Origin of the sequence: Aggregatibacter aphrophilus ATCC 33389 (genome assembly GCF_900636915.1) — a bacterium.
GTDB lineage: Bacteria > Pseudomonadota > Gammaproteobacteria > Enterobacterales > Pasteurellaceae > Aggregatibacter > Aggregatibacter aphrophilus.
Map to the genome: position 1 here is coordinate 901,114 of NZ_LR134327.1, position 24,191 is coordinate 925,304.

27 protein-coding genes and 1 pseudogene are annotated in these 24,191 nt (G+C 42.3%); 10 read left to right on the forward strand and 18 right to left on the reverse strand.

Going from position 1 to position 24,191, the window contains the following annotated elements; all coding sequences use genetic code 11:
* Positions 1-66: 66 nt before the first annotated feature.
* Entirely contained in the window at positions 67-918 is an 852-nt protein-coding gene (focA, locus tag EL144_RS04360) for a formate transporter FocA (protein WP_005704343.1), read from the reverse strand.
* Positions 919-1,229: 311 nt separating this feature from the next.
* Here focA and hinT point away from each other — a divergent pair, with 311 nt between their 5' ends.
* The 4 genes from hinT to rlmC are packed head-to-tail and all read left to right on the forward strand — an operon-like array spanning position 1,230 to position 4,175.
* The gene (gene hinT / locus EL144_RS04365) at positions 1,230-1,580 is read left to right on the forward strand and encodes a purine nucleoside phosphoramidase (RefSeq protein ID WP_005701532.1); all 351 of its coding nucleotides are present in this window, start codon (positions 1,230-1,232) and stop codon (positions 1,578-1,580) included.
* On the forward strand, positions 1,580-1,933 hold the full coding sequence (locus EL144_RS04370) for a YcfL family protein (RefSeq protein WP_005701533.1): 354 nt from the start codon (positions 1,580-1,582) through the stop codon (positions 1,931-1,933). Before hinT ends, EL144_RS04370 begins: the two co-directional genes overlap by 1 nt.
* Before the next feature lie 6 nt (positions 1,934-1,939).
* Entirely contained in the window at positions 1,940-2,986 is a 1,047-nt protein-coding gene (gene nagZ / locus EL144_RS04375) for a beta-N-acetylhexosaminidase (protein WP_005704345.1), read from the forward strand.
* A 13-nt stretch (positions 2,987-2,999) separates the two neighbouring features.
* Positions 3,000-4,175, forward strand: coding sequence for a 23S rRNA (uracil(747)-C(5))-methyltransferase RlmC (rlmC, locus tag EL144_RS04380; protein WP_005704346.1), 1,176 nt, complete (start codon positions 3,000-3,002; stop codon positions 4,173-4,175).
* A 100-nt stretch (positions 4,176-4,275) separates the two neighbouring features.
* Here rlmC and pfkA read toward each other — a convergent pair whose 3' ends face one another.
* Genes pfkA through ung form a run of 5 tightly spaced genes read right to left on the reverse strand, consistent with a single transcriptional unit; the run spans position 4,276 to position 8,253 of the window.
* Positions 4,276-5,241: a 6-phosphofructokinase gene (pfkA, locus tag EL144_RS04385; RefSeq protein WP_005704347.1), complete on the reverse strand. Its 966-nt coding sequence runs from the start codon at positions 5,239-5,241 to the stop codon at positions 4,276-4,278.
* A gap of 56 nt (positions 5,242-5,297) precedes the next feature.
* Entirely contained in the window at positions 5,298-6,221 is a 924-nt protein-coding gene (locus EL144_RS04390) for a cation diffusion facilitator family transporter (protein WP_005704348.1), read from the reverse strand.
* The gene (locus tag EL144_RS04395) at positions 6,221-6,781 is read right to left on the reverse strand and encodes a hypothetical protein (protein WP_005704349.1); all 561 of its coding nucleotides are present in this window, start codon (positions 6,779-6,781) and stop codon (positions 6,221-6,223) included. The genes EL144_RS04390 and EL144_RS04395 overlap by 1 nt, the downstream gene beginning before the upstream one ends.
* Positions 6,778-7,557 (reverse strand): peroxide stress protein YaaA, encoded by a 780-nt coding sequence (yaaA, locus tag EL144_RS04400; protein ID WP_005704350.1) that lies wholly within the window; start codon positions 7,555-7,557, stop codon positions 6,778-6,780. The genes EL144_RS04395 and yaaA overlap by 4 nt, the downstream gene beginning before the upstream one ends.
* A gap of 27 nt (positions 7,558-7,584) precedes the next feature.
* Positions 7,585-8,253 carry a uracil-DNA glycosylase gene (gene ung / locus EL144_RS04405; protein WP_005701541.1) on the reverse strand — a complete coding sequence of 223 codons (669 nt, stop codon included), beginning with the start codon at positions 8,251-8,253 and terminating at the stop codon, positions 7,585-7,587.
* Positions 8,254-8,537: 284 nt separating this feature from the next.
* Between ung and grcA the strand changes: the two genes are divergently transcribed.
* From grcA to era, 5 genes are all read left to right on the forward strand, one after another.
* Positions 8,538-8,921, forward strand: coding sequence for an autonomous glycyl radical cofactor GrcA (gene grcA, locus EL144_RS04410; RefSeq protein ID WP_005701542.1), 384 nt, complete (start codon positions 8,538-8,540; stop codon positions 8,919-8,921).
* Positions 8,922-9,094: 173 nt separating this feature from the next.
* Positions 9,095-10,891, forward strand: a complete 1,797-nt coding sequence (gene lepA / locus EL144_RS04415) for a translation elongation factor 4 (protein WP_032995286.1) — start codon at positions 9,095-9,097, stop codon at positions 10,889-10,891.
* 11 nt (positions 10,892-10,902) lie between these two features.
* Positions 10,903-11,925: a signal peptidase I gene (gene lepB, locus EL144_RS04420; RefSeq protein WP_005704353.1), complete on the forward strand. Its 1,023-nt coding sequence runs from the start codon at positions 10,903-10,905 to the stop codon at positions 11,923-11,925.
* A 1-nt stretch (position 11,926) separates the two neighbouring features.
* Entirely contained in the window at positions 11,927-12,607 is a 681-nt protein-coding gene (rnc, locus tag EL144_RS04425; RefSeq protein WP_005704354.1) for a ribonuclease III, read from the forward strand.
* On the forward strand, positions 12,604-13,512 hold the full coding sequence (gene era, locus EL144_RS04430) for a GTPase Era (protein WP_005704355.1): 909 nt from the start codon (positions 12,604-12,606) through the stop codon (positions 13,510-13,512). The genes rnc and era overlap by 4 nt, the downstream gene beginning before the upstream one ends.
* A gap of 66 nt (positions 13,513-13,578) precedes the next feature.
* Here the strand turns inward: era and EL144_RS04435 are convergent, their stop codons facing one another.
* The 8 genes and pseudogenes from EL144_RS04435 to tpiA all read right to left on the reverse strand — a co-directional run bounded on the left by EL144_RS04435 (position 13,579) and on the right by tpiA (position 20,376).
* Complete coding sequence (locus EL144_RS04435; protein ID WP_005704356.1) at positions 13,579-14,412, reverse strand: transferrin-binding protein-like solute binding protein; 834 nt, start codon at positions 14,410-14,412, stop codon at positions 13,579-13,581.
* Positions 14,413-14,632: 220 nt separating this feature from the next.
* On the reverse strand, positions 14,633-15,979 hold the full coding sequence (accC, locus tag EL144_RS04440) for an acetyl-CoA carboxylase biotin carboxylase subunit (RefSeq protein WP_005704357.1): 1,347 nt from the start codon (positions 15,977-15,979) through the stop codon (positions 14,633-14,635).
* 41 nt (positions 15,980-16,020) lie between these two features.
* Entirely contained in the window at positions 16,021-16,491 is a 471-nt protein-coding gene (gene accB / locus EL144_RS04445) for an acetyl-CoA carboxylase biotin carboxyl carrier protein (protein WP_005704358.1), read from the reverse strand.
* Between the two features lie 125 nt (positions 16,492-16,616).
* Positions 16,617-17,093: a type II 3-dehydroquinate dehydratase gene (gene aroQ / locus EL144_RS04450; protein WP_032995281.1), complete on the reverse strand. Its 477-nt coding sequence runs from the start codon at positions 17,091-17,093 to the stop codon at positions 16,617-16,619.
* Positions 17,094-17,198: 105 nt separating this feature from the next.
* On the reverse strand, positions 17,199-18,200 hold the full coding sequence (gene menC / locus EL144_RS04455) for an o-succinylbenzoate synthase (RefSeq protein ID WP_032995287.1): 1,002 nt from the start codon (positions 18,198-18,200) through the stop codon (positions 17,199-17,201).
* 21 nt (positions 18,201-18,221) lie between these two features.
* Positions 18,222-18,512 (reverse strand): annotated as a pseudogene (locus tag EL144_RS11525) (nucleotidyltransferase domain-containing protein); the annotation flags it as partial.
* 103 nt (positions 18,513-18,615) lie between these two features.
* Positions 18,616-19,473: a 1,4-dihydroxy-2-naphthoyl-CoA synthase gene (gene menB, locus EL144_RS04460; RefSeq protein WP_005701557.1), complete on the reverse strand. Its 858-nt coding sequence runs from the start codon at positions 19,471-19,473 to the stop codon at positions 18,616-18,618.
* A gap of 111 nt (positions 19,474-19,584) precedes the next feature.
* Complete coding sequence (gene tpiA / locus EL144_RS04465; protein ID WP_005704363.1) at positions 19,585-20,376, reverse strand: triose-phosphate isomerase; 792 nt, start codon at positions 20,374-20,376, stop codon at positions 19,585-19,587.
* Between the two features lie 173 nt (positions 20,377-20,549).
* Here tpiA and EL144_RS04470 point away from each other — a divergent pair, with 173 nt between their 5' ends.
* Complete coding sequence (locus EL144_RS04470) at positions 20,550-20,993, forward strand: hypothetical protein (RefSeq protein ID WP_005704364.1); 444 nt, start codon at positions 20,550-20,552, stop codon at positions 20,991-20,993.
* 108 nt (positions 20,994-21,101) lie between these two features.
* Here EL144_RS04470 and hemN read toward each other — a convergent pair whose 3' ends face one another.
* The 4 genes from hemN to tadA all read right to left on the reverse strand — a co-directional run bounded on the left by hemN (position 21,102) and on the right by tadA (position 24,126).
* Complete coding sequence (gene hemN, locus EL144_RS04475; RefSeq protein ID WP_005704365.1) at positions 21,102-22,469, reverse strand: oxygen-independent coproporphyrinogen III oxidase; 1,368 nt, start codon at positions 22,467-22,469, stop codon at positions 21,102-21,104.
* Between the two features lie 20 nt (positions 22,470-22,489).
* Positions 22,490-22,924, reverse strand: a complete 435-nt coding sequence (locus EL144_RS04480) for a DUF2489 domain-containing protein (RefSeq protein ID WP_005704366.1) — start codon at positions 22,922-22,924, stop codon at positions 22,490-22,492.
* A 15-nt stretch (positions 22,925-22,939) separates the two neighbouring features.
* Positions 22,940-23,500 (reverse strand): Der GTPase-activating protein YihI, encoded by a 561-nt coding sequence (gene yihI, locus EL144_RS04485; RefSeq protein ID WP_005704367.1) that lies wholly within the window; start codon positions 23,498-23,500, stop codon positions 22,940-22,942.
* A gap of 101 nt (positions 23,501-23,601) precedes the next feature.
* Positions 23,602-24,126, reverse strand: coding sequence for a tRNA adenosine(34) deaminase TadA (gene tadA / locus EL144_RS04490; protein ID WP_005704368.1), 525 nt, complete (start codon positions 24,124-24,126; stop codon positions 23,602-23,604).
* Positions 24,127-24,191 lie beyond the last annotated feature (65 nt).

The window sequence follows — 24,191 nt, forward strand, 5'->3', positions numbered from 1 at the left end:
TGATAGAATAAACCTTTTTTAGGAAGGAAACGAACGACTCTAGTTTCCTTCCCTAAGACAAACCGATTAATGAGGTCGGTTAATTGACCACAGGATCAATGCAATACAACAACCACCACCAACAATGTTCCCCAACGTCACTGGGATTAAATTTTTCACCACAAAATGATAAAGATCTAAATCCGCGAATTGTTGAGGATCGATATTAATTGCTTGCCAAAATTCCGGTGAGCTAAAGTGTGCAGTAACGATACCCATTGGGATCATAAACATATTCGCCACACTGTGCTCAAACCCTGATGCAACAAACAAAGCAATCGGCAAAATCATAATGAATGCTTTATCTGTCAATGTTTTTCCTGCGTAAGTCATCCAAATGGCAATACACACCATAATGTTACACAAGATACCCAAACAAAAAGCTTCAAACCACATATGGTGAATCTTATGTTGCGCAGTATTTAATATGGTAAGACCCCACTGCCCATTGGCAGTCATTGTCTGACCTGAAAACCAAATAACGAGAACAATAAAAATCGCGCCGACGAAATTACCACAGTAAACCACTACCCAATTTCGCAGCATTTGAAAAGTACTAATTCGGCCACTGGCCCGTGCTACCGTTGTCATCGTGGAAGATGTAAATAACTCAGAACCACAGACAACAACCATAATCACACCCAGCGAGAACACAATCCCGCCGACCAACTTGGTTAAGCCCCACGAAGCACCTACATTCCCCGTTTGTGTCGTGGTATAAAAAACAAACGCTAAAGCAATAAACGCGCCCGCCGGAATCGCCGAGAAAAATGATAAAATCTGTCTTTTAGATGCTTTATATACCCCTACATCTTCACCGATTTGGCTCATTTCTGCTGGAGAGACCATACAAGTTGTTTTGGAAGTTTCGGTATCCATTTCAAAATCCCCCTTTTTATAACTTTTGACTCGTAAATACGTTAACTTACAACAGGTACTACACTGCATAGCAGCAAAAACCTTAAAAAAATTTGAAAATTTATAATTTTTGTTAATTATATTTTCTTTCCATAGCAAAGTAAAAATATTTCTTGGTTTTCAGGAAAGAACTTTGTTCTTTGTCAATAATTAGATAGGAGTAACACCTTTAAGGGAGAAATATCCCAAACATTCATGCATAAATTGCTATTTAAACTGTTTTCTGCTAAAAAGTGCGGTCACAAAATACAATGTTTTTTAAGGAGAACCCCATGACAGAAGAAACCATTTTCAGCAAAATCATTCGTAAAGAAATTCCCGCCAACATCGTCTATCAAGATGAACTTGTTACCGCCTTTCGTGATATTTCACCACAAGCGAAAACCCATATTTTAATCATCCCGAACAAGCTCATTCCAACCGTAAATGATGTGACCGAACAAGATGAAGTAACATTAGGTCGCCTGTTTACCGTTGCCGCCAAACTCGCCGCACAAGAAGGCATTGCGCAAGACGGTTATCGTTTGATTGTCAACTGCAACAAACACGGCGGACAAGAAGTGTTCCATTTACATATGCACCTTGTAGGTGGCGAACCTCTCGGCAAGATGTTGGATAAATAATGAAAAAGTCTATTTCTATCTTTTTTGTGACCGCACTTTTAACCGCATGCAGCGCGAAAGTGCCGAATTTATTAGGGACGCAAAGCCCGATCCTAAATATTGAAGCGCCTGTAACAGCAGTTGCCGATGCGGGAGTAGATACCGATAGCGCGTGGGTAAAAAATAAAACCGAGCAACCTTTAAATTTGGCTTATAGCCTGTTTTGGTATGATAAAAACGGGGTTACCACGCTTTTACAAGAACAACCGACTTGGCACACTTTATCATTGCAACCGAAACAAAAACAAACATTAACGCTAACTCGCCCAAGTGCCGATAGCGTGAACTACCGTTTATATTTACGTTTGAACTAACACCCTATGTCCACCTTACTCATTGATTTAGCCGGTTTAACCCTTGAGCAGGAAGAAATTGAACTGCTTGAACACCCCTTGGTTGCGGGGTTAATTTTATTCAGCCGAAACTTTCATGATCGCGCTCAATTGCAAGCGTTAATTCAATCCGTGCGACAAAAAGTCAAAAAACCGTTGCTGATTACCGTGGATCAAGAAGGCGGTCGGGTACAGCGTTTCCGCGAAGGGTTCACCCAATTACCTGCCATGCAGGCATTTTCTGCGCTGATTAAAGACTCTATTCAACAACAAGAAATGGCATTTGAAGCCGGCTGGCAAATGGCGGCAGAAATGACCGCACTTGATATTGATTTGAGCTTTGCCCCCGTGTTGGATCTAGGACACCAATGCAAAGCCATCGGCGATCGCAGTTTTGGTTGCGAAGTAAAAAGTGCGGTGGATTTGGCGGCTAATTTCATTCGCGGTATGCACCAAGCCGGCATGGCGGCAACAGGAAAACACTTTCCGGGGCATGGGCATGTGATTGCTGATTCTCATTTGGAAACGCCCTATGACGAACGAAGCCAAGAAGACATTTTCAATCAGGATATTCGGCCGTTCCAACAACTTATCGAACAAAATCTGTTGCAAGCCATTATGCCGGCACATGTGATTTATTCGCAATGCGACAGCCAACCGGCGAGCGGCTCCAAATATTGGTTACAGAACGTCTTACGCCATCAACTAAATTTCAGCGGCGCCATTTTCTCTGACGATCTCGGCATGAAAGGAGCGGGATTCATGGGGGATTTTGTGGCACGCTGCGAACAAGCCTTAAATGCCGGCTGTGATTTATTGTTGCTTTGTAACGAACGGGACGGTGTGATTCAGGTATTGGATAACTTAAAACTCTTGGAAAAACAACCGTACTTTTTATTACGCCAACAGCGCCTACAAAGCCTATTCAAACACAAAAACCTTACTTGGTCGGAACTGGAATGTGCTCCACGTTGGTTAGAAAATCGTAAAAAACTGACCGCACTTCAACAGCAATGGTTGGCGACCAAAGATTAGGATATGCGCTAGCATGATTCATTGCGAACATTACCAACGGGGTGACTGCCGCTCCTGTCAGTGGTTCGAAACGCCTTACGCCACTCAACTAGAACAAAAAACCGCGCACTTGCAACAGCAACTGCGCGGTTTGGATGAATCCTATTTAACTTGGTTTGCCCCCTTCCAATCTCCTATCGACCAATTTCGCAACAAAGCGAAAATGGTGGTAAGTGGCGCAGTAGAACGCCCGATTCTCGGCATCTTGCCGAATCCACTAGATCCGAAAAGTGCGGTGGATTTGTGTGATTGTCCACTCTATCCGCAACGTTTCCAAGCCCTCTTTCCCATTCTCAAAGATTTCATTGCCCGTGCCGGTCTTGTACCGTACAACGTGGCAAAACAAAAAGGCGAATTAAAACATATTCTGCTCACGGAAAGTCAACACAGTCACCAACTCATGCTACGCTTTGTGTTACGTTCGGAAAACAAACTGCCGTTGATTCAACGGGAATTGTCCGAATTGCGCAAAAAATTACCGCAACTTGCCGTCATCAGCGTCAATATTCAACCGCAAAATGCCGCGATTTTGGAAGGTTCAAAAGAAATTTTCCTGACGGAACAACACACCTTACTCGAAAGGTTTAATAACATTCCGCTTTTTATTCGCCCACAAGGCTTCTTTCAAACGAATCCATCGGTTGCTAAAGGCTTATACGGCACAGCGCAACAATGGATTAAAGACTTGCCTATCCGTCGGCTTTGGGATTTATTCTGTGGTGTCGGTGGTTTTGGTTTACATTGTTTGAAGGTGTTGCAAACTAAGAATTCAAACCAAAAAATTCATCTCACCGGCATTGAAATCTCCGCTTCCGCGATTGCGGCCGCTACGCAATCCGCCGAAGAATTAGGTTTACACGAACAGATGAATTTTCAATCCCTAGATGTCGCCAACTTTGCCTTAAACCAAGCGGACAAGCCGGATTTGGTTATTGTTAACCCACCCCGTCGTGGCATAGGCAAATCACTCGCCGAATATCTCAATGAAATGCAACCGCACTTTATCCTGTATTCCAGCTGTAACGCTGAAACCATGGGCAAAGACTTGCAATCTCTGACCCATTATCAACTGGAAAAAATCCAATTGTTCGATATGTTCCCGCATACCTCACATTATGAAGTGTTGATATTATTGAAACGGAGAGACTAAATGACGTTTAGGGTTTAAAAGCCTACTTGGAACAATAAAAAAGTGCGGTCAAAAAACACAATGAATTTTGACCGCACTTTTTACTTTGAGAAAGGATGACTTAGTCTAAACGTTTGAACATTTTTAACCAATCTGCCTTAAATTCGCGATGCATATTATTGATGGCATCGATGATATCGTGGTGAACCAATTGTTCGTTTTGGATACCTACACAGTATCCACCTTTGCCTTGAAGTAACAAGTCGATAGCATATACACCCATGCGGGAACCTAGAATTCGGTCGAAGGCACAAGGTGAGCCGCCACGTTGAATGTGACCTAAGATGGTTGCACGAGTTTCATGATGAACACGTGCTTCAATTTCTTTTGCTAACTCATTAACATCACAAATTAATTCGGTGATGGCAATGATGGCATGACGTTTGCCTTTGATGATACTACGTTCGATTTGACGAATAAGTTCTTCACGGTTGAATTCCACTTCCGAGGCCACGATGTATTCACAACCGCCGGCAATGCCGGAAGAAATGGTGAGGTCGCTACAATGCCGCCCCATGATTTCAACGATAGAAATACGTTGGTGGGAGCTTGAGGTATCGCGTAAGCGGTCAATGGCTTCCACGGCAGTTTGCAAGGCGGTTTGGTAGCCGATGGTGTAATCGGTGCCTGCAACGTCATTATCAATAGTGCCGGGAATCCCCACGCAAGGGAAACCGTGCTCTTCGGTAAGCAATTTTGCCCCCATGTAAGAACCGTCCCCGCCGATAACCACTAAAGCGTCAATGCCGTAAGAACGTAAAATATCGGCACATTTGGCACGTACCTCAGGATTTTTAAATTCCGGGAAACGTGCAGAACCTAAGAATGTACCGCCACGGTTAATAATATCGGACACACTATAGCGGGTTAATTGTTTGATTTTATTGTGATACAAGCCATGATAGCCATCATAGATACCATAAACTTCCAATCCTTCCGACAAGCCCGCACGCACTACTGCACGGATTGCCGCATTCATTCCCGGGGCGTCACCGCCACTGGTTAGCACTGCAATTTTTTTAATCATGAGTTATCCCTATAAAGTTTAAAATTTAAGACGATTGATTTTAGAAAATGAGCGAATTATATCACTTTTTTGCCTGACTGCATTTCTTGTTGCACAACAAATGTAGGTTCGGGGTGAATCACAATATCACTACGAGGAAAAGTCTTGCGCAGGCAATCTTCCAAATGTTCAGTGATGTCATGAGCTTCAACAAAAGAAAGCTCATTGGCTAATTCCAAATGGAATTGAATAAAACGAATAGCACCGGAACGACGAGTTCGTAAGGCGTGAAAACTGACAATCCGTGGATCTTTGGCAATTTCGTTATTTAACACAGTACTGAGCAAGGCGATCTCATCTTCCGGCAACATTTGATCAAGTAACAATTGCACGGATTCAAACAGCATTTTAGCGGCATTCAATAAAATATAAAGGGAAATTAAAATCGCAAAAATGGCGTCCGCTAATAAAATGCCGTTGGCACTCAAACCTAACGAAATCAAAATGGCTACATTCATCAACAAGTCGGTTTGATAGTGCAGCCGATCCGCTTTAATCGCCGGGCTGTCCGTTGCTTTGATCACGCGCCCCTGATACCACACCAATAATAAGGTAGCAAAAATTGAAAACACCGTTACCGCCATGCCAAGTGCGGTATTGCTTAGTACTTGCGGAGAATTAAAACGATGAATACCCTGAAGTAGCAGGAAAATGGCCGATCCAGAAATAAACGCACTCTGCACTAATGAGGCGAGCGATTCCGCCTTGCCATGACCAAAAGAGTGGTTGTGATCGGCAGGCATCAATGCAAACCGCAAAATCAACATACTCATAAAAGAAGCCAATAAGTCCAACATGGAATCGGTGATAGAGGCCAACATACTCACCGAACCGGTTTGCCACCACGCAACGCCTTTCACAATGATTAAGCTAAACGCGGTAATAATGGCGAAATGAGAGGCTTTTTTTACCTGTACGGAATAAGCGACAGATTCTACCATTAATGTTTACATCCTAACGCCCAATCTGCCTTGCCGAGCTTGTTGATTTCTTTATCAATCAGATATTTTTTCAAATGGCTAAGCACTTTCTTATTGCTCATGTTAGTGAATTTATGCTTTTTCGGGATCTTTACAGAATATTGATATTGCACAAATCCGCAATACGGCACATTCATGCCCTTTGCGACATCCACCTGCCAATTTTTATTTCCCGCGGTGGGTTCATAAATCACGTAGGAATACAAGGTGTCTTTCTTGTCATATAACTTGAAATTTTTCACACCACTATTGGTATAAACTTGTTTACGCCAATCCATGCGTTCCTGCAAGGTGCGATTTTGTTTATTACGATCTAACAAAATTTCCACCGCACTTTGCCAATTCTGTGTATTTTCGCCCGGTAACACGTAAAAATAACGCACGACCGAGCCAAGATCCTGCTCTGTTGCCAAATGATAGGTTTTCTTATTATGTGTTACGCTTGTCGGTGCATTAAGCTGTGGCTGACTGACGCAAGCCGACAAAAAAAGTGCGGTCAAAATGACGAGTGTTTTTTTCATGCGTCCACCAAACCCCGTTTAAAGACAAATTCCGTTTTTGTAGAAGAGGCGCTATCAAACCAATAGCCGCCGAAATCAAATGCTTTCAACTGCTCCACTTCGCTAACCCGATTTTGAATTAAGTAGCGACACATTAATCCACGGGCTTTTTTGGCATAAAAACTAATCACTTTATAGTGTCCGTTTTTATTATCTAAGAAGATCGGTTTGATGATCTGCGCCTTTAACTTTTGCTCTTGCACCGATTTGTAATATTCATCAGAGGCTAAATTAATTAAAACGCCATTTTGTTCATCAATCGCTTGTTGCAAAACAGGGGTAATCACACCCTGCCAGAAAGCATACAAGTCTTTACCTTTAGGATTAGCCAATTTTGTGCCCATTTCCAAACGGTAAGGCTGAATAAGATCAAGAGGCGTCAACAATCCATATAACCCGGACAAAATGCGTAAATGTTGGTGAGCAAATAACACGTCATCATCACTTAGCGATTCAATGTCCAAGCCTGTGTAAACATCCCCTTTAAACGCATAAACGGCAGCTTTGGCATTTTGTTCATTATGTGTGTGTTGCCATTGGGCAAAGCGCGCCGCGTTCAAGCCTGCAAGTTTGTCGCTGATAGACATTAACGATGCAATTTCTACCGGAGTAAGTTCGCGGCAAATGTCAATAAGCTGTTGGCTCTGCTTCAAAAAGTGCGGTTGAAAATTCGGGAGTTTTTTAGGTGCTGCGTTTTCAAAATCCAATGTCTTCGCAGGAGAAATAATAGCTAACATAAAAATTTCCTAATCAGTAAAATAAAGCTAAATTGCGCTTAATTGCCAATCAATCGGCTCAATATGATGTTGTTGTAAGTACGCATTTGCTTTAGAAAAATGACGACAACCGAAGAAGCCTCGATGTGCCGATAAAGGCGATGGATGCACCGATGTTAAAACACAGTGCTTCTGACGATCAATAAATTGTCCTTTCTTTTGTGCCGGACTACCCCACAATAAAAACACCAAATTTTCCCGATGTTGATTCAATGCTTCAATGACTTTGTCGGTGAAAATTTCCCAGCCCCAACCGGCGTGAGAATGAGCCAAACCTTGCTGTACGGTTAACACTGCATTGAGCAATAACACGCCTTGCTGCGCCCATTCCACTAAGTAACCGTGATTTGGAATTTGAAAATCGGCGATATCAGTGGAAAGTTCTTTATACATATTAAGCAACGATGGTGGTGGCTTCACGCCCGGTTTGACGGAAAAGGACAAACCATGCGCCTGATTCGGCCCGTGGTAAGGATCTTGTCCTAAAATCACCACTTTTACTTGATCAAATTCCGTCAATTTAAAGGCATTAAACACATCATGAGCCGGCGGATAAATGACTTTGCCCGCATCCCGTTCCGCGTGTACACGCTGCAAAACCTGCTGAAAATAAGGTTGCTGTTTTTCTTGTCCGATAACATCTGTCCAAGTTTTCATCATGGGATCCCAATCAATTTTGAATTGAGGAAATTATAAAGAACCTAGGGCAAAATTCATAGTCATAAGTTACCCCCATTTATTTCTCAATGGTAACGAAAATGTATCTATATTATTAAATTAACAAACTAAACTTCAGAATATCATTGATTAAAATCAAATACCTCAAATTAATTAAAAAAAGAGTTTGGTTCTATGTCAAATTTATTTGAAAACTTCAAAATTTTTGATAAAATCCTCGCAGTTTAATTAATATACAAAAGCGCCAAATTTAGGAGGCATTTATGATTAAAGGTATTCAAATTACCCAAGCAGCTAACGACAATCTACTTAACTCTTTCTGGTTGTTGGACAGCGAAAAAGGTGAAGCACGTTGTTTATGTGCAAAAGGTGATTATGCGGAAGATCAAATCGTAGCAGTAAGCGAATTAGGTCAAATCGAATATCGCGAATTGCCTGTTGATGTTGCACCGACTGTTAAAGTTGAAGGCGGTCAACATTTAAACGTGAACGTATTACGTCGTGAAACATTGGAAGATGCTGTGTTACATCCGGAAAAATATCCGCAATTAACTATCCGTGTTTCCGGTTACGCTGTGCGTTTCAACTCTTTAACACCGGAACAACAACGCGACGTTATTACCCGTACTTTCACTGAAAGCCTATAATTTCAAGTTGAATAAAAAAAGAAACCCCGAAGTAATTCGGGGTTTTGTTTTTTTATAAAACGTTGGAAAAAACGACCGCACTTTTCCTTTTCTTTTCTAGCGATTCCCGTGCTTTTCAGGTACAATCCACCAGTTAAATTTAATGATTTTTAATGAGCAAAAACTATCTATTTATGAAGAATATTCGCAATTTTTCTATTATTGCCCATATTGACCATGGTAAATCCACCTTATCGGATCGTTTAATTCAAACTTGTGGAGGCTTATCCGACCGTGAAATGGCAGAACAAGTGTTAGATTCCATGGATCTGGAACGTGAGCGTGGAATTACCATTAAAGCGCAAAGCGTAACCCTGAATTATAGAGCCAAAGATGGCGAAACCTATCAACTTAACTTTATCGATACACCGGGACATGTTGACTTTTCCTATGAAGTGTCTCGTTCCCTTGCTGCTTGTGAAGGTGCGTTATTAGTGGTGGATGCCGGACAAGGTGTAGAAGCGCAAACCTTGGCGAACTGTTATACCGCTATTGAAATGAACTTGGAAGTCGTGCCAATTTTAAACAAAATCGACTTACCCGCAGCCGAACCTGAACGCGTGGCAGAAGAAATTGAAGATATCGTGGGTATCGACGCTATTGATGCTGTACGCTGCTCTGCTAAAACCGGCTTGGGCATTGACGATGTGCTAGAAGAAATCGTGGCAAAAATCCCAGCACCGGAAGGTGATCCGAATGCACCGTTACAAGCCTTAATCATCGATTCCTGGTTCGATAACTATTTGGGCGTGGTATCTTTGGTGCGTATTAAAAACGGTACATTGCGCAAAGGCGACAAAATTAAAGTGATGTCCACCGGTCAATCTTATAACGTGGATCGTTTGGGGATTTTTACCCCGAAACAAGTGGATACTACGGTATTAAACTGTGGCGAAGTAGGTTGGGTTGTCTGTGCCATTAAAGATATTTTGGGTGCACCTGTGGGGGATACCTTAACTCAGCACAATAATCCGGCAAGCTCTGTATTACCGGGCTTTAAAAAAGTTAAACCGCAAGTTTATGCGGGACTTTTTCCAATTAGCTCCGATGATTACGAAGCCTTCCGTGACGCGCTCGGTAAATTAAGTCTAAATGACGCCTCCTTGTTCTATGAACCGGAAAATTCCACCGCGCTTGGTTTTGGTTTCCGCTGTGGTTTCCTTGGGTTGTTGCACATGGAAATTATTCAGGAACGGTTAGAACGTGAATATGATTTAGATTTAATTACTACTGCACCGACGGTAGTTTATGAAGTCGAACTGACCAATGGTGAGGTTGTCTATGTAGATAGCCCATCGAAACTACCACCGTTAAACAATATCGCAGAAATTCGTGAGCCAATTGCGGAATGTAACATGTTGTTACCGCAACCCTATTTGGGCAACGTGATCACTCTTTGTGTAGAAAAGCGCGGGGTACAAACCCACATGGTGTATCACGGCAACCAGGTGGCGTTGACCTATGAAATTCCAATGGGCGAAGTGGTGTTGGACTTCTTCGATCGCCTCAAATCCACTTCTCGCGGTTATGCTTCTTTAGATTACGGTTTCAAACGTTTCCAAGCAGCGGATATGGTACGCGTGGATATTATGATTAACGGCGAACGTGTGGATGCCCTTGCGTTAATTGTACACAAAGACAACGCACCGTATCGTGGCCGTGAATTGGTGGAAAAAATGCGCGAGCTGATTCCTCGCCAACAATTTGATATTGCTATTCAAGCCGCGATCGGCAACCACATTATCGCCCGTTCTACCGTGAAACAATTGCGTAAAAACGTGTTAGCAAAATGCTATGGCGGTGACGTAAGCCGTAAGAAGAAATTGTTACAAAAACAAAAAGAAGGTAAAAAACGAATGAAACAACTCGGCAATGTTGAAGTGCCGCAGGAAGCGTTCTTAGCCATCTTACACGTAGGAAAAGACAAGTAAGGAAAGTATTCATGTCGAACTTATTTACGATTATTTTAATCGCTGTCGGATATGGTTTGTGGAAAGTATTGGATCATTTTCAACTGCCTAATACCTTTTCAATTTTGCTCATTATTTTCACCGCACTTTCCGGTGCCGTTTGGTGTTATTTGCGCTTTGGGGTGTTACCGAAACGCGCCAGACAAATTGCCCGTTTGGAACAACGTAGTGGCAAGACATTAACAGATGAAGAAAAAAACAAAATCGAACCGATTTCCGAAAGTTCCGAATTTATTTCCTCTTTATTTCCGGTGTTGGCATTCGTCTTAGTGATTCGCTCTTTTGTTTTTGAGCCATTCCAGATTCCATCTTCATCCATGGAGCCTACCTTGCGCATCGGCGATTTTATTTTGGTAAATAAATTCGATTACGGCATTAAAGATCCTGTCTTTCAAAATACCCTCATCAAGGTTAATCAACCGAAACGGGGCGATATTATCGTTTTCAAAGCACCGGAAGAGCCGAGCAAAGATTATATTAAACGGGTTATCGGGCTACCCGGCGATCGTGTGATCTATAATGATGTGAATCGCCACTTAACCCTTGTTTATGGGAAAGACGGAAAAGAATGCTTAACTGGCTGTGAGACCAAAGAATTTAGCTACACCCAACCACAACCGAATGAAAACTTTCGCTTTATTTTAGGGCGTGATTACAGCGGTAAAATAGTCTATGGTCCGTCGCCATTAGAAACAATTGAAAGCGGTGATGTAACGCACCACATCCATTGGGCACCGGAAAGTCGATACGAAGGCTTCCGTTACAAAGCCTATGATAAACAAGACAATTATGTCACCGAATGGGTTGTACCGGAAAAACACTATTTTGTTATGGGTGACAACCGCAACAACAGTGAGGACAGCCGTTTCTGGGGTTTCGTCCCAGAACAAAATATTGTAGGCAAAGCCTCTTACATTTGGCTTAGCTTAAAGAAAGAACAGGACGAATGGCCAACAGGTGTTCGTACCGAACGTTTGTTCCAAAAGATTCAATGATATGCGAACAGATAATTTAGATCGTTTACAACGAAAAATTGACTACCAATTTCAAGATACAGGGCTTCTTAAACAAGCTCTTACCCACCGCAGTGCGGGACATAAACATAACGAACGTTTAGAATTTTTAGGCGACGCAATTTTAAATTTAACGATTGCCGAAGCCTTATTTCATCAATTCCCAAAGTGTAATGAAGGCGAGCTCAGTCGAATGCGGGCAACCTTGGTCCGTGAGCCGACATTGGCAATTTTAGCGCGTGATTTTCAACTGGGCGATTATCTTTCCCTTGGCCAGGGCGAATTAAAAAGCGGTGGTTTTCGTCGTGAATCCATTTTAGCAGATTGTGTAGAGGCCATTATTGGCGCTATTTCTTTAGATAGTAGCCTTATCAATGCCACTGAAATCGTCACCCGTTGGTATCAACCATTATTAAAAGATATCCAACCGGGTGATAATCAAAAAGATGCCAAAACCCGTTTGCAAGAATATTTACAAGGCAATCGCCTGCCGGTGCCAACCTATAATATTGTGAATATTCAAGGGGAAGCTCATAACCAATTATTTACTGTGGAATGTTCCATTCAAAATAATGACCGCACTTTTATCGGGAAAGGCTCCAGCCGACGTAAAGCGGAACAGGCTGCGGCAGAACAAATTCTTCAAGAGTTGAAAATCAAATGACAGAACAGCAAACCGAAACCTATTGCGGCTTTATTGCTATCGTAGGTCGCCCGAATGTAGGGAAATCAACGTTACTCAATAAAATCCTCGGACAAAAAATCTCCATCACATCGCGCAAAGCACAAACTACCCGTCACCGTATTGTCGGTATAAAAACGGAAGGGGCATACCAAGAGATTTATGTAGACACACCGGGGCTTCATATTGAAGAAAAACGTGCCATCAACCGTCTAATGAACCGAGCCGCCAGCAGTGCGATTACTGATGTAGATTTAGTGATTTTCGTGGTGGATGGTACACATTGGAACGATGACGATGAAATGGTGTTAAACAAACTTCGCAAAACTAAAGTACCGGTGGTGCTTGTCATCAATAAAATCGATAACATCAAAAACAAAGATGACTTGCTACCATTCATCACCGAAATTACCCAAAAATTCAATTTTGCCGACATTGTGCCGATTTCTGCCGAGAAAGGGAATAATTTAGACGCTATTGAAAAAATCGTACGAAAATCTTTGCGTCCCGGTGTTCACCATTTTCCGGAAGATTATGTCACCGATCGTTCACAACGTTTTATCGCCTCGGAAATTATCCGTGAAAAGCTCATGCGTTTTATGGGCGAAGAATTGCCTTATTCTGTTACTGTTGAAATTGAACAATTTAAAGTCAACGAACGTGGTACTTACGAAATTAACGGCTTAATTTTAGTAGAACGTGATGGCCAGAAAAAAATTGTGATTGGGCGCAAAGGTGAAAAACTGAAAAAAATCGGCACCGAAGCCCGCCTAGACATGGAACGCTTATTTGATAACAAAGTCCATCTAGAGCTTTGGGTGAAAGTAAAATCCGGTTGGGCAGATGATGAGCGCGCCTTACGCAGTTTAGGATATATGGAAGATTAACCAAACGGATAAAAAAAGTGAGCTTAATGCTCACTTTTTTACTACACAAAATATCAATAGACATCATTAATTTTGTTTCTGGGCACCAAATGAACCCATATACTTCTCTTCAACATTTTTGTAAGTACCAATTAATTCAGATGCACTACTACCATAAAAACCACCATTAACCTGCGTACCATTAGCCTCGCCTTCAAAAGTATTACCTACAATATTCGCAGATAATTTTATTTCAGCTTCTGCACCAAGATTAGCCTTACCTGAATCAGGTGTTATTTTTCCCTCTAAAGTTTTAGAATCAAAATTAACGTTAATATCCACTTTCCCACTCGTATTATGATAACTATTCTTAGCAGAAAGATGTGCTGCTCGACCAACATAATGAGCTGTTCCACTTGGCATTACTGCTGTTGCATTTTTGCCAATAGCAAATAAGTAGTTATTTTCTGTTCCATTATCTCCATAAATAAAACCCCAACGAGTATTTTCACTACTACCGACAATTCTTTCCTGATCACTAATAAACTCACCGATATTCTTACTAGTTGGAATAATTTCTATAGACTTATTGTCTACCTTTAAGTGATTTATATCACCATCAGGTTGAATAGGAAACGGAGTATCTAAAGAATTATTTTTAGGAACTTTATACCCATTTCCAGACAAACGTCCATCAGACGGATTATTTAATTCTGGTGGTTGTGGCTGCTGTGGTTGCGGCTGCTGTGGTTGCGGCTGCTGTGGTTGCGGCTGCTGTGGTTGCGGCTGCTGTGGTTGCGGCTGCTGTGGTTGGCCTGGAGAAGGATTTCCTCCATTTCCACCACTACCACAAGCCGCAACGGTCAATGAGGTTAATACAATAAGACTTAATTTTGAGATTGAATATTTAAAATTACCCATAAGAAACTCCTTAGAAATTAAAGTTATAGTCTAATATTTAATTCATAATCCACTAAATTTTTATTTATAACTACTTAAACTTTTTAAGTTGAACTGCTAATTCTAACAGATTAGCACAATAAACAAAACACATTTATTAAAATCAATAAAGTGCAGTAAAAAACAGCTAGAATTTTGACCGCACTTTATTAAACTTTAAGTTAGGGGATAAACCTGTAACCTATTCATGCATACCTAATTTTTTCTCCAAATAGTGAATATTTGTGCCACCTTTTTGGAAATTCTCATCTTCAAGGATCAACTCGTGTAATGGAATATTGGTTTTAATGCCGTCAATAATCGTTTCGGCCAGCGCATTTTGCATACGACGAATCGCTACGTCACGTGTGTCACCGTAAGTAATGAGCTTAGCAATCATGGAATCATAATGTGGCGGAACGCTATAGCCTGCATAAATATGTGAATCCCAGCGCACACCTAAGCCGCCCGGAGAATGCAAATGATCAACTTTGCCCGGTGAAGGCAAGAAGGTTTTTGGATCTTCCGCATTGATACGACATTCAATCGCATGACCTTTTACTTTAATATCTTCCTGTTTGAAAGAAATCGGTAAGCCTGCGGCAATGCGTAGTTGCTCCTTAACCAAATCCACACCGGTAATCATTTCAGTCACAGGATGTTCCACTTGAATACGGGTATTCATTTCAATGAAATAGAACTCGCCATTTTCATATAAAAATTCAAATGTACCCGCACCACGATAACCGATTTCCACGCAAGCCTTGGCACAACGGGAACCGATGTCTCGACGAACTTCTTCGGTAATACCCGGCGCTGGTGCCTCTTCCACTACTTTTTGGTGGCGGCGTTGCATGGAGCAATCGCGTTCAGCAAGATAAACGGCATTACCATGAGTGTCGGCTAATACTTGGATTTCTACATGGCGTGGATTTTCTAAATATTTTTCCATGTAAACCATGTCGTTATTAAACGCAGCTTTGGCTTCTGCTTTTGTCATTGCGATGGATTCTTCCAAAGCGTCTTCGCTACGTACTACGCGCATACCACGACCGCCACCGCCACCGGAGGCTTTGATAATGATCGGATAGCCGATACGTTTAGCAATTTCTTTGTTTCTAGTAATGTCGGATGTTAAAGGACCATCAGAACCTGGTACACAAGGCACACCGGCTTTTTTCATGGCGTTAATGGCAGACACTTTGTCACCCATCAAACGAATCACATCCGCGGTAGGACCGATAAAGATAAAACCTGAGCTTTCAACTTGCTCGGCAAAATCAGCGTTTTCGGAAAGAAAGCCATATCCGGGGTGAATCGCATCGGCACCAGTCACTTCCGCAGCAGCAATAATGGCAGGAATATTTAAGTAACTTTTAGCAGATTGAGCAGGGCCGATACACACAGTTTCATCGGCAAGCAAAACGTGTTTCAATTCACGGTCGGCGGTAGAATGCACCGCAACGGTTTTAATGCCCAATTCTTTGCAGGCGCGCAAAATTCGCAGTGCAATTTCACCGCGATTGGCAATAACAACTTTTTCTAACATAATAAATCCATTCTTTGCTTAAATTATGGTTTAGATGTTAATTATTCGATAACAATTAACGGCTCGTCGAATTCAACAGGATCACCATCATTTACCAGAATAGCTTTAACCACACCTGCTTTGTCCGCTTCAATGCGGTTCATCATTTTCATCGCTTCAACGATACAAAGTGCATCACCCACTTTTACGCTTTGTCCTACTTCAACGAAAGCTTTAGCTTCTGGACTTGGGCTACGGTAGAACGTACCTACCATCGGAGAACGGATTTTATGACCGGAGACATCTTCAGCCACCGGTGCGGCAACAGTTGCTGCTGGGGCTGCAGTTGGAACAGCTGCTGGTGCAGAAGCACTGGCAACCGGTGCGGGTGCTGCCATTGGTACGGTGTATTGAACAGACGCCGGAGAACCGCGGTTAATGCGAACAGATTCTTCCCCTTCGGAAATTTCAAGTTCCATAATGCCGGATTCTTCTACAAGTTCGATCAATTTTTTAATTTTACGAATGTCCATAATTGTTTCCTAAAAGATTCAAATTTTAACCGCACTTTTTCTCTACTAAAAGTGCGGTACGGATTAAGTTCAAAATTTCGCCCGAGAGATTACCTGAAAATAATCATTTTGGCGATAAAATTCTGCTATTTTTCGTCAATTTTCACTAAATTTCGCTTCTCTGCCAGATAATTCAGAGCGAATTGCAAAGCAAACTCGTAACCTTGCGCGCCACAACCACAAATCACCCCTTCCGCCACATCGCTAAAATAGGAATGATGACGAAACGGTTCACGTTTGTGAATATTGGATAAATGCACTTCCACAAACGGAATTGCTACGGCTAATAAGGCATCACGCAACGCCACACTGGTGTGGGTATAAGCGGCGGGATTAATAATGATAAAATCGACTTTTTCAAAACTCTGATGAATTCGTTCAATAAGCTTTTCTTCGCTATTGGACTGAAAACACGTTAATTCAACGCCTTGCGGCCCGGCCAATTGATGCATTTTGGCCTCTATCATGCCCAAGGATAAATGTCCGTAGTGGGTTGGTTCACGCATCCCCAACATATTCAAGTTCGGGCCATTTAACAGCAAAATGTTGTATTTTGATGACATATCACATTCCTTTTTATTGCGCGCATTATAATGTTTTTTCGCTTTCGGCTGGTCTAATCTGTAAAAACGCCGCTATAAAAAACATCAGAAAAAACGACCGCACTTTTAATCTAAAATGACTTCGGTCACGAATTCCGAATCCAAGCCAACGACAGGTAACTCAGACCCCGGCCAGGTTCTGACGACTTGATAATCCATTAAATCGAGAGTGTCTAATCCCGGTGTGACATTTGGCGTATATTGTTGCGCCATGCGTGCCAGTTGGGTTAAACCGAAACTGCTTTCAATACTGGAACTAATAACCGCTTTAATACCTAATGCATGCGCCTGTGCAATCAACTCAGCACAACGTTCAATAGATCCCACCAAGGTCGGTTTAATCACAATCGCCGCTAAGTGCGGTTCTTTTTCCACACGAAAATAAGGTTCACGTACACTTTCATCCCAGGCAATGTTAATGCCGGTTTCTGCCGCAAATTGGCGGCTTTCCTCACGGGTTTTGCAAGGTTCTTCAATAAATTGAATGCGCGCACGATGCTCAGGTTTCACATATTTGGCGAACATTTGCGCTTTAGCAGGCGTCCAACTGCGATTAGCATCTAGCCGTAATTGCAAATCCGGAATGGCTTCTAACAGCATATCGGCAATGAGACCATCACGATTGGCTTCATACATGCCTACTTTCACCTTCGCTACTTTTTCACCCTGCATTTGATCCAGCGGTTCATAAAGCTCATCCGGGTCGCCATAACATAAAGGCGCGGTCCGATAATTGCCTTCATCGTCCAAGCGACCTTTCATTTCCATCAATGCGCAACTGAGCCCGAACGCCACAGAAGGATATAAATCTGCCGTTAAATCCAATTTCACGTTGCAACTGCGGGATTGATCCCATTTTTCCAGCCATTCGATGGCTTGGGCTTGAGCTTCGTCTAAGGTTTCATGGCTAAATCCCGGCAACGGCGCAATTTCGCCCCAACCTTCATTTTGCCCACAGCACACTTTCACCAAAAGACCTTCGCGCTTTTTCAAAAAGCGATTACGCAAAATCAGTTGCGAATCCACCGGAATGGAATAACGGAAAAGTTGATAGCGACGATGTTGAATAGCGCAATTTTTCTTTTCATAGAAAATTTTGCCAACCCGCTGAATATGTTCCAGTAAAGCCGGATCGGTAATCTTGTCATGAATGACTAAATCGAATTTACACGGAATGGTAGTTTGCGACAGGGTTTGCTGAATGTCGTGTAACATTTCATCAGTAATGCCATCGCCTTTTAAGGCTAAATCAATGTCCGAGTCTTCACGAAAATTTCCCTTCCCGCGCGAGCCAAACAAAATCGCCATTTCAACATGAGGGAAATGGCGCAAATGCCAACCGATTTTTTTAATCATTGTTTCTGTTAAACCGAAATCCATTGTCTTTACCTATATCAATTACAGAGAAGAAATTGCTGTGTGCGAAATAACAAAAGTGCGGTCGATTTAAAAAACATTTTAAAAAACGACCGCACTTTTTATTTTAAGGATTGCGCTTAAACTTACCGAAGTCTGGCGCGCGTTTTTCATTGAAGGCGTTGCGACCTTCTTGCCCTTCTTCCGTCATGTAGAACAACATGGTAGCGTTGCCGGCAAGTTCTTGAAGACCAGATTGACCGTCGCAGTCTGCATTTAATGCGGCTTTCAAGCAACGCAAGGCAATCGGGCTGTTGCGTAGCATTTCACGGCACCAACGTACGGTTTCTTTTTCTAACTCAGCGTAAGGCACTACTGTGTTCACTAAGCCCATATCTAATGCTTCTTGTGCATTATATTGACGGCATAAGAACCAAATTTCGCGCGCTTTTTTCTGACCAACGATACGCGCCATGTAGCTTGCGCCCCAACCGCCATCAAAAGAACCTACTTTCGGGCCGGTTTGGCCGTAAATGGCGTTGTCTGCGGAGATGGTAAGATCACACATCATGTGTAACACGTGGCCACCACCAATGGCATAACCTGCTACCATCGCCACCACCGGTTTTGGGCAAGTACGAATATCACGTTGGAAATCCAAAACATTGAGATGATGCACACCGCTGTCGTCTTTATAGCCGCCGTAATCGCCACGTACTTTCTGGTCACCGCCGGAACAGAAGGCTTTTTCACCTTCACCGGTCAACACGATAACACCAATTTTTTCGTCAAAACGAGCATCGGCAAAAGCGGTGATCATTTCTTTAACGGTTTGCGGACGGAAAGCATTGCGCACTTCCGGACGATTGATGGTGATTTTGGCAATGCCATCGGTGGATTTGTGATAACGAATGTCGGTGTAACCCGCACTGTGATCAACCCACTCAACCGGCGCATATAAAACATCATCTTTTGGATTTTGCATGAGAAATTCCTTTAATTTAAGGTTAAAAAAGTGCGGTCATTATAGCGGAAGTTTCTGAAATCTGAAAACGAAAAGGGTCGGTATTCACCGACCCTCAAAGACAAAATGAAATTAGTTTTTCGCTTTTGCCGCTGCTTTCACGATCACCGCAAAGGCAGGGGCTTTTAAGGACGCGCCACCCACTAATGCACCGTCAATATCCGGTTGGGTGAACAATTCTGCCGCGTTAGCATCGTTAACAGAACCGCCGTATTGAATGATCACTTGATCAGCAACCGCTTGGGATTTTTTCGCAATGTGACCACGAATGAATGCGTGTACGGCTTGCGCTTGTGCAGGAGTCGCAGATTTTCCGGTACCGATTGCCCAAATTGGTTCATAAGCGATAACCGCACCGTTGAAGGCTTCTACGCCCAATAGGTTGATTACAGCATCAATTTGACGCGCGCAAACTTCTTCGGTTTTGCCTGCTTCATTTTCCGCTTCGGATTCACCGATACATAATACAGGGACTAAGCCCGCTTCTTTTAACGCACCGAATTTTTTCGCCACGAATTCATCGCTTTCTTTGTGATAAGTACGACGCTCGGAGTGACCGATAATAATGTATTTCGCACCAAAATCTTTTAGCATTTCAGTGGAAATGTCACCGGTGAAGGCGCCTTTCACGTTCACATCCACGTTTTGTGCACCTAATTGGATGATATTTTCACCGCCACAGCTGCAACCGCAGTTGGATAATAATTTTTCTGCTTCCGCCAAATACATTACCGGTGGGGCAATTGCCACATCACAGCCGGTCACACCGTGCAATTCTTCTTTTAAGCCGGTGATTAATTCACGAGTGAAGGCTTTACTACCGTTTAATTTCCAGTTACCCATAACTAAAGGACGACGAGCCATTTTGTTTCTCCTTAATATGATTGAATAAAAATTGCTATTACTATAACAAAAAAATCACTCTTTTTCGGTAAAAAATCATCGGTTGTAAAAATTTTCTTTGCAACAGATGATTATTTTGGGGTAAAAAGATACAATCTACTGTATAAATTTAACAAAAAATAACCGATTGCCTCATGATAAAGATTTTTAAAGCAGAACAATGGAATTTAGACATTCTCCTGCCGTTATTTGAAGAATATCGCCTCGCTCACGGCATGGTGGAAAATCCCGAGCGCACTTTAACCTTCCTAACCAACCGAATCCGTTTTAGTGAAAGTATTTTTTTCTTAGCATTAGATGAAGACAAAAAAGCCGTTGGTTTCATTCAGCTCTACCCTCGCCTTTCCTCATTGCAACTGCAACGCTACTGGCAATTAACGGATATTTTCGTGCGTAATATCAACCACAAAAATGACGTTTATACGGCGCTTATATCCAAAGCCAAAGAATTCGTCAGCTACACGCAATCTACCCGCTTAACCGTGGAACAGGACATTCAACGACACCACTTGTTGGAAAATGAAGGCTTTAAATTAAATCCGAAGAAATCGGTGTTTGAATTGAATTTGGCTGGTTAATAAGAATGAAAAAGTGCGGTTGAAATTTATTGCGAATTTCAACCGTACTTTTATTTTAGGAAACAGGCGTAGGGCGAACATAAAGCCTGCCCTACAAAAAATTTTAAATTAAATAATCCGTGAAAATTGCTGTTGTTTTGCTTGTGCGCGGGAATACGTGTCGAAACACAAACAAATATTACGAATCAACAAACGACCTTTAGCGGAAACAACAATTTGCTCGTCGCCAATCTCTAATAAACCGTCGGCTGCCAAAGGCGCTAACAATGCTAAATCTTCTGCAAAGTGTTGTTTAAAATCAATGTGATATTGTTTTTCTAATGGGGCATACGCTAATTTAAAGTTACAAATCAATTGTTTGATCACATCACGGCGCAGACAATCTTCTTCCGTCATGGCCAAGCCTTTGTGTAAAGCAATACCGGTTTCATCCACATTAGCATAATAGGTTTTCAGATCTTTTTGATTTTGTGCGTAAGTGTCCCCTAGCAAGCTGATGGCAGACACGCCCAACCCTAATAGATCGCATTCTTCCTGCGTAGTGTAGCCTTGGAAATTACGATGCAAAATGCCTTTTTGCTGGGCAATGGCAAGTTCATCATCCGGTTTGGCGAAGTGATCCATACCGATAAATTTGTAACCTGCATTTCCCAAGGTTTGGATGGTTTTTTGCAGAATGTCTAACTTAGTTTCCGGTTTTGGTAATTGCCAGTCTTTGATTTTCGCCTGTCCGGCAAAGCGGCTTGGCAGGTGAGCATAGTTAAAAATACTTAAACGATCGGGATTAAGCTCAATCACTTTTTGCAACGTGAACATAAAGCTCTCTACGGTTTGCAACGGAAGACCGTAAATTAAATCCAGATTGGTCGATTGGAAACCCAATTCACGGGCGCGTATCAATAAGGCATTGACGAATGCTTCATCTTGTTCGCGATTTACCGCTTTTTGCACGTCTTTATTGAAATCTTGCACCCCCATGCTAATACGGTTAAAACCAATGTTGCGCAAATGTTCCAACATGGAAAGCTCGATTTCACGCGGATCCATTTCGATACTCACTTCTGCATTTTCGGCGATATTGAAGTGTTCACGCAGCATATTCATTAAACGGGCAGATTGTTCTTCCGTTAAATAGGTCGGTGTGCCACCGCCCCAATGCACTTGGGTCGCTACACGATTTGTAAATAATTTCGACCGCTCTTTGATTTCTTTTTCAAGAAAATCCAAATAGATATCCGCCTTGTGCTGATGACGGGTGATCACTTTATTACAGCCACAGAAATAACAAAGTTTGTGACAGAACGGAATGTGAACATATAAAGACAACGGGCGGGCGGGATAACGTTGCGTGGCGGCGATAAAATCGTCGTTTGTATAATTTTCATTAAATTCCAACGCGGTCGGATAAGACGTATAGCGCGGGCCGGATTGATTATATTTCTGAATTAATGCCAAATCCCAAATAATCTCGGACATTCAACTTCCCCCAAATATTTTTATAACTTTTCAATATCAGCCAACAGCTGATGTAACTCCAACTTAATACTTTTTTCAAGTCCCGCTTCGGCACTTTCACGGCGCAAATCCAAACGCATACGTTCGTTCTTTTTTAATGATTTACGCGCTTCATGGGTAGGCATGTCTTCCACCACTTCATACAACTGCAGCATGGTAACGTAGTTTTTAATGCTCATCTCCACCGGCTCTAACAACATTTTCAGACGCAACACGCCTTCGGAAAGATTGCAATCGCCGTTCAACATGGCTTTTGCAATGATTTCTATACTTTCCTTAATGCGATTAATTCGATTTCGACGGGCCTGTTGCAAAGCCTTCTTTTGCTTTTGCAAGGCAAGCAATAAATATGCGGCATAGCCGACCATCCCCACAATGATACAAACTGCCGCAATGAATAAAATTGTCTTCCACATAGATAAATAAGGTGTTTATTTGAATTGATTGATGTCGATTTTCTCGAAAGTGCGGTATAAATCTTCGTCGTTTTCGTCCTCTTCCGCAATACCCAATTCGGTCATCAATTGTTCAACACGCGCCAAGCACTCATCAACAAATTGTTGATCTTCGGCAGATAATTTTTTGCCTTCATCCAACTGATCCAATAATTGATTCAAACATTCGTTATTTTCCAATTGTTCCAATTCCACCATCGGATCCAATTTAGCTTTTGATTCGGTTTGCGGGACCGGAATAGTTTGACCTTTTTCCGGTTTATTGACAAATTCCACCATTAACGGCACTTTTTTACGGCTACCAATACGCGGATCTTTTACATCCAACGCTTGGTTTTCGGTTTTGGCATCCACCGCACTGTGGCGAGAGCCTGAAGCTAACCCTTTGTGTTTACGTTTTTTCTTCTCTTCACGCGCTTTAGCATCGAGTTCATAACGGGTTGCCTGACGGCCTGAACGCGGTGGTGACGGTTTTTTATCGGTTTTACGGGTCGGCATAATATCCGTCATACGACGGGTCTTTTTCTGACGGGACATAACTTATCTCTTGTGATGAATCAAATTGACCGGCGATTGTACCACTCTGCAAGGGATTTAACGAGAAGTATTAAAAACGTTCACAAAAACAACCGCACTTTTTATGTCTCAGGTTGCTCCTGAATAGAGGATGACGCCAATTTTGCTTCTTTCTGCTGAGCGCGGCGTTTTTGAAAAAAGGCACTGAGTTTTTCGCTGCATTCTTGTTGTAGCACTCCACCGGTAATTTCAACAACATGGTTCATTTTGTAATCATCAAAAAAATGAAAACGGGAACCCACTGCGCCGGTTTTATAATCGGCCGCGCCAAACACCAAGCGCTTAATGCGACTATGCAAAATCGCGCCGGCGCACATAGTACAAGGCTCAAGGGTGACATATAACGTCGCGTTCAATAGACGATAATTTTGCAAGCGTTGCCCGCCTTGACGCAAAGCAACAATTTCGGCGTGCGCCGTGGGATCAGAATCAATGATAGATAAATTCCAGCCTTCGCCAATGATTTCGCCTTCAGCACTCACCAACACCGCGCCAACAGGAATTTCGCCCAAGGCTTCGGCTTTGTCCGCCAACATTAAGGCGTGGTGCATGAATTTTTCATCGAAGATGTTTTGGGATTCGGTCATGGTTTGGTTTGAGGTTAAAGTGCGGTTATTTTTTGAAATATTTTCATTGTATAAAGCCTTTCTGT

What these genes read in the sequence shown, in the direction of transcription:
- rlmC (WP_005704346.1), top strand. Translation starts at nt 3,000, where the DNA reads ATGATTCATTGCGAACATTACCAACGGGGTGACTGCCGCTCCTGTCAG.
- EL144_RS04390 (WP_005704348.1), bottom strand. Translation starts at nt 6,221, where the DNA reads ATGGTAGAATCTGTCGCTTATTCCGTACAGGTAAAAAAAGCCTCTCAT.
- focA (WP_005704343.1), bottom strand. Translation starts at nt 918, where the DNA reads ATGGATACCGAAACTTCCAAAACAACTTGTATGGTCTCTCCAGCAGAA.
- lepA (WP_032995286.1), top strand. Translation starts at nt 9,095, where the DNA reads ATGAAGAATATTCGCAATTTTTCTATTATTGCCCATATTGACCATGGT.
- aroQ (WP_032995281.1), bottom strand. Translation starts at nt 17,093, where the DNA reads ATGTCATCAAAATACAACATTTTGCTGTTAAATGGCCCGAACTTGAAT.
- tadA (WP_005704368.1), bottom strand. Translation starts at nt 24,126, where the DNA reads ATGACCGAATCCCAAAACATCTTCGATGAAAAATTCATGCACCACGCC.
- yaaA (WP_005704350.1), bottom strand. Translation starts at nt 7,557, where the DNA reads ATGTTAGCTATTATTTCTCCTGCGAAGACATTGGATTTTGAAAACGCA.
- ung (WP_005701541.1), bottom strand. Translation starts at nt 8,253, where the DNA reads ATGAAAACTTGGACAGATGTTATCGGACAAGAAAAACAGCAACCTTAT.
- tpiA (WP_005704363.1), bottom strand. Translation starts at nt 20,376, where the DNA reads ATGGCTCGTCGTCCTTTAGTTATGGGTAACTGGAAATTAAACGGTAGT.
- era (WP_005704355.1), top strand. Translation starts at nt 12,604, where the DNA reads ATGACAGAACAGCAAACCGAAACCTATTGCGGCTTTATTGCTATCGTA.
- hinT (WP_005701532.1), top strand. Translation starts at nt 1,230, where the DNA reads ATGACAGAAGAAACCATTTTCAGCAAAATCATTCGTAAAGAAATTCCC.
- grcA (WP_005701542.1), top strand. Translation starts at nt 8,538, where the DNA reads ATGATTAAAGGTATTCAAATTACCCAAGCAGCTAACGACAATCTACTT.
- lepB (WP_005704353.1), top strand. Translation starts at nt 10,903, where the DNA reads ATGTCGAACTTATTTACGATTATTTTAATCGCTGTCGGATATGGTTTG.
- menB (WP_005701557.1), bottom strand. Translation starts at nt 19,473, where the DNA reads ATGCAAAATCCAAAAGATGATGTTTTATATGCGCCGGTTGAGTGGGTT.
- EL144_RS04480 (WP_005704366.1), bottom strand. Translation starts at nt 22,924, where the DNA reads ATGTGGAAGACAATTTTATTCATTGCGGCAGTTTGTATCATTGTGGGG.
- pfkA (WP_005704347.1), bottom strand. Translation starts at nt 5,241, where the DNA reads ATGATTAAAAAAATTGCAGTGCTAACCAGTGGCGGTGACGCCCCGGGA.
- rnc (WP_005704354.1), top strand. Translation starts at nt 11,927, where the DNA reads ATGCGAACAGATAATTTAGATCGTTTACAACGAAAAATTGACTACCAA.
- accC (WP_005704357.1), bottom strand. Translation starts at nt 15,979, where the DNA reads ATGTTAGAAAAAGTTGTTATTGCCAATCGCGGTGAAATTGCACTGCGA.
- EL144_RS04395 (WP_005704349.1), bottom strand. Translation starts at nt 6,781, where the DNA reads ATGAAAAAAACACTCGTCATTTTGACCGCACTTTTTTTGTCGGCTTGC.
- hemN (WP_005704365.1), bottom strand. Translation starts at nt 22,469, where the DNA reads ATGTCCGAGATTATTTGGGATTTGGCATTAATTCAGAAATATAATCAA.
- yihI (WP_005704367.1), bottom strand. Translation starts at nt 23,500, where the DNA reads ATGTCCCGTCAGAAAAAGACCCGTCGTATGACGGATATTATGCCGACC.
- nagZ (WP_005704345.1), top strand. Translation starts at nt 1,940, where the DNA reads ATGTCCACCTTACTCATTGATTTAGCCGGTTTAACCCTTGAGCAGGAA.
- EL144_RS04435 (WP_005704356.1), bottom strand. Translation starts at nt 14,412, where the DNA reads ATGGGTAATTTTAAATATTCAATCTCAAAATTAAGTCTTATTGTATTA.
- accB (WP_005704358.1), bottom strand. Translation starts at nt 16,491, where the DNA reads ATGGACATTCGTAAAATTAAAAAATTGATCGAACTTGTAGAAGAATCC.
- EL144_RS04370 (WP_005701533.1), top strand. Translation starts at nt 1,580, where the DNA reads ATGAAAAAGTCTATTTCTATCTTTTTTGTGACCGCACTTTTAACCGCA.
- EL144_RS04470 (WP_005704364.1), top strand. Translation starts at nt 20,550, where the DNA reads ATGATAAAGATTTTTAAAGCAGAACAATGGAATTTAGACATTCTCCTG.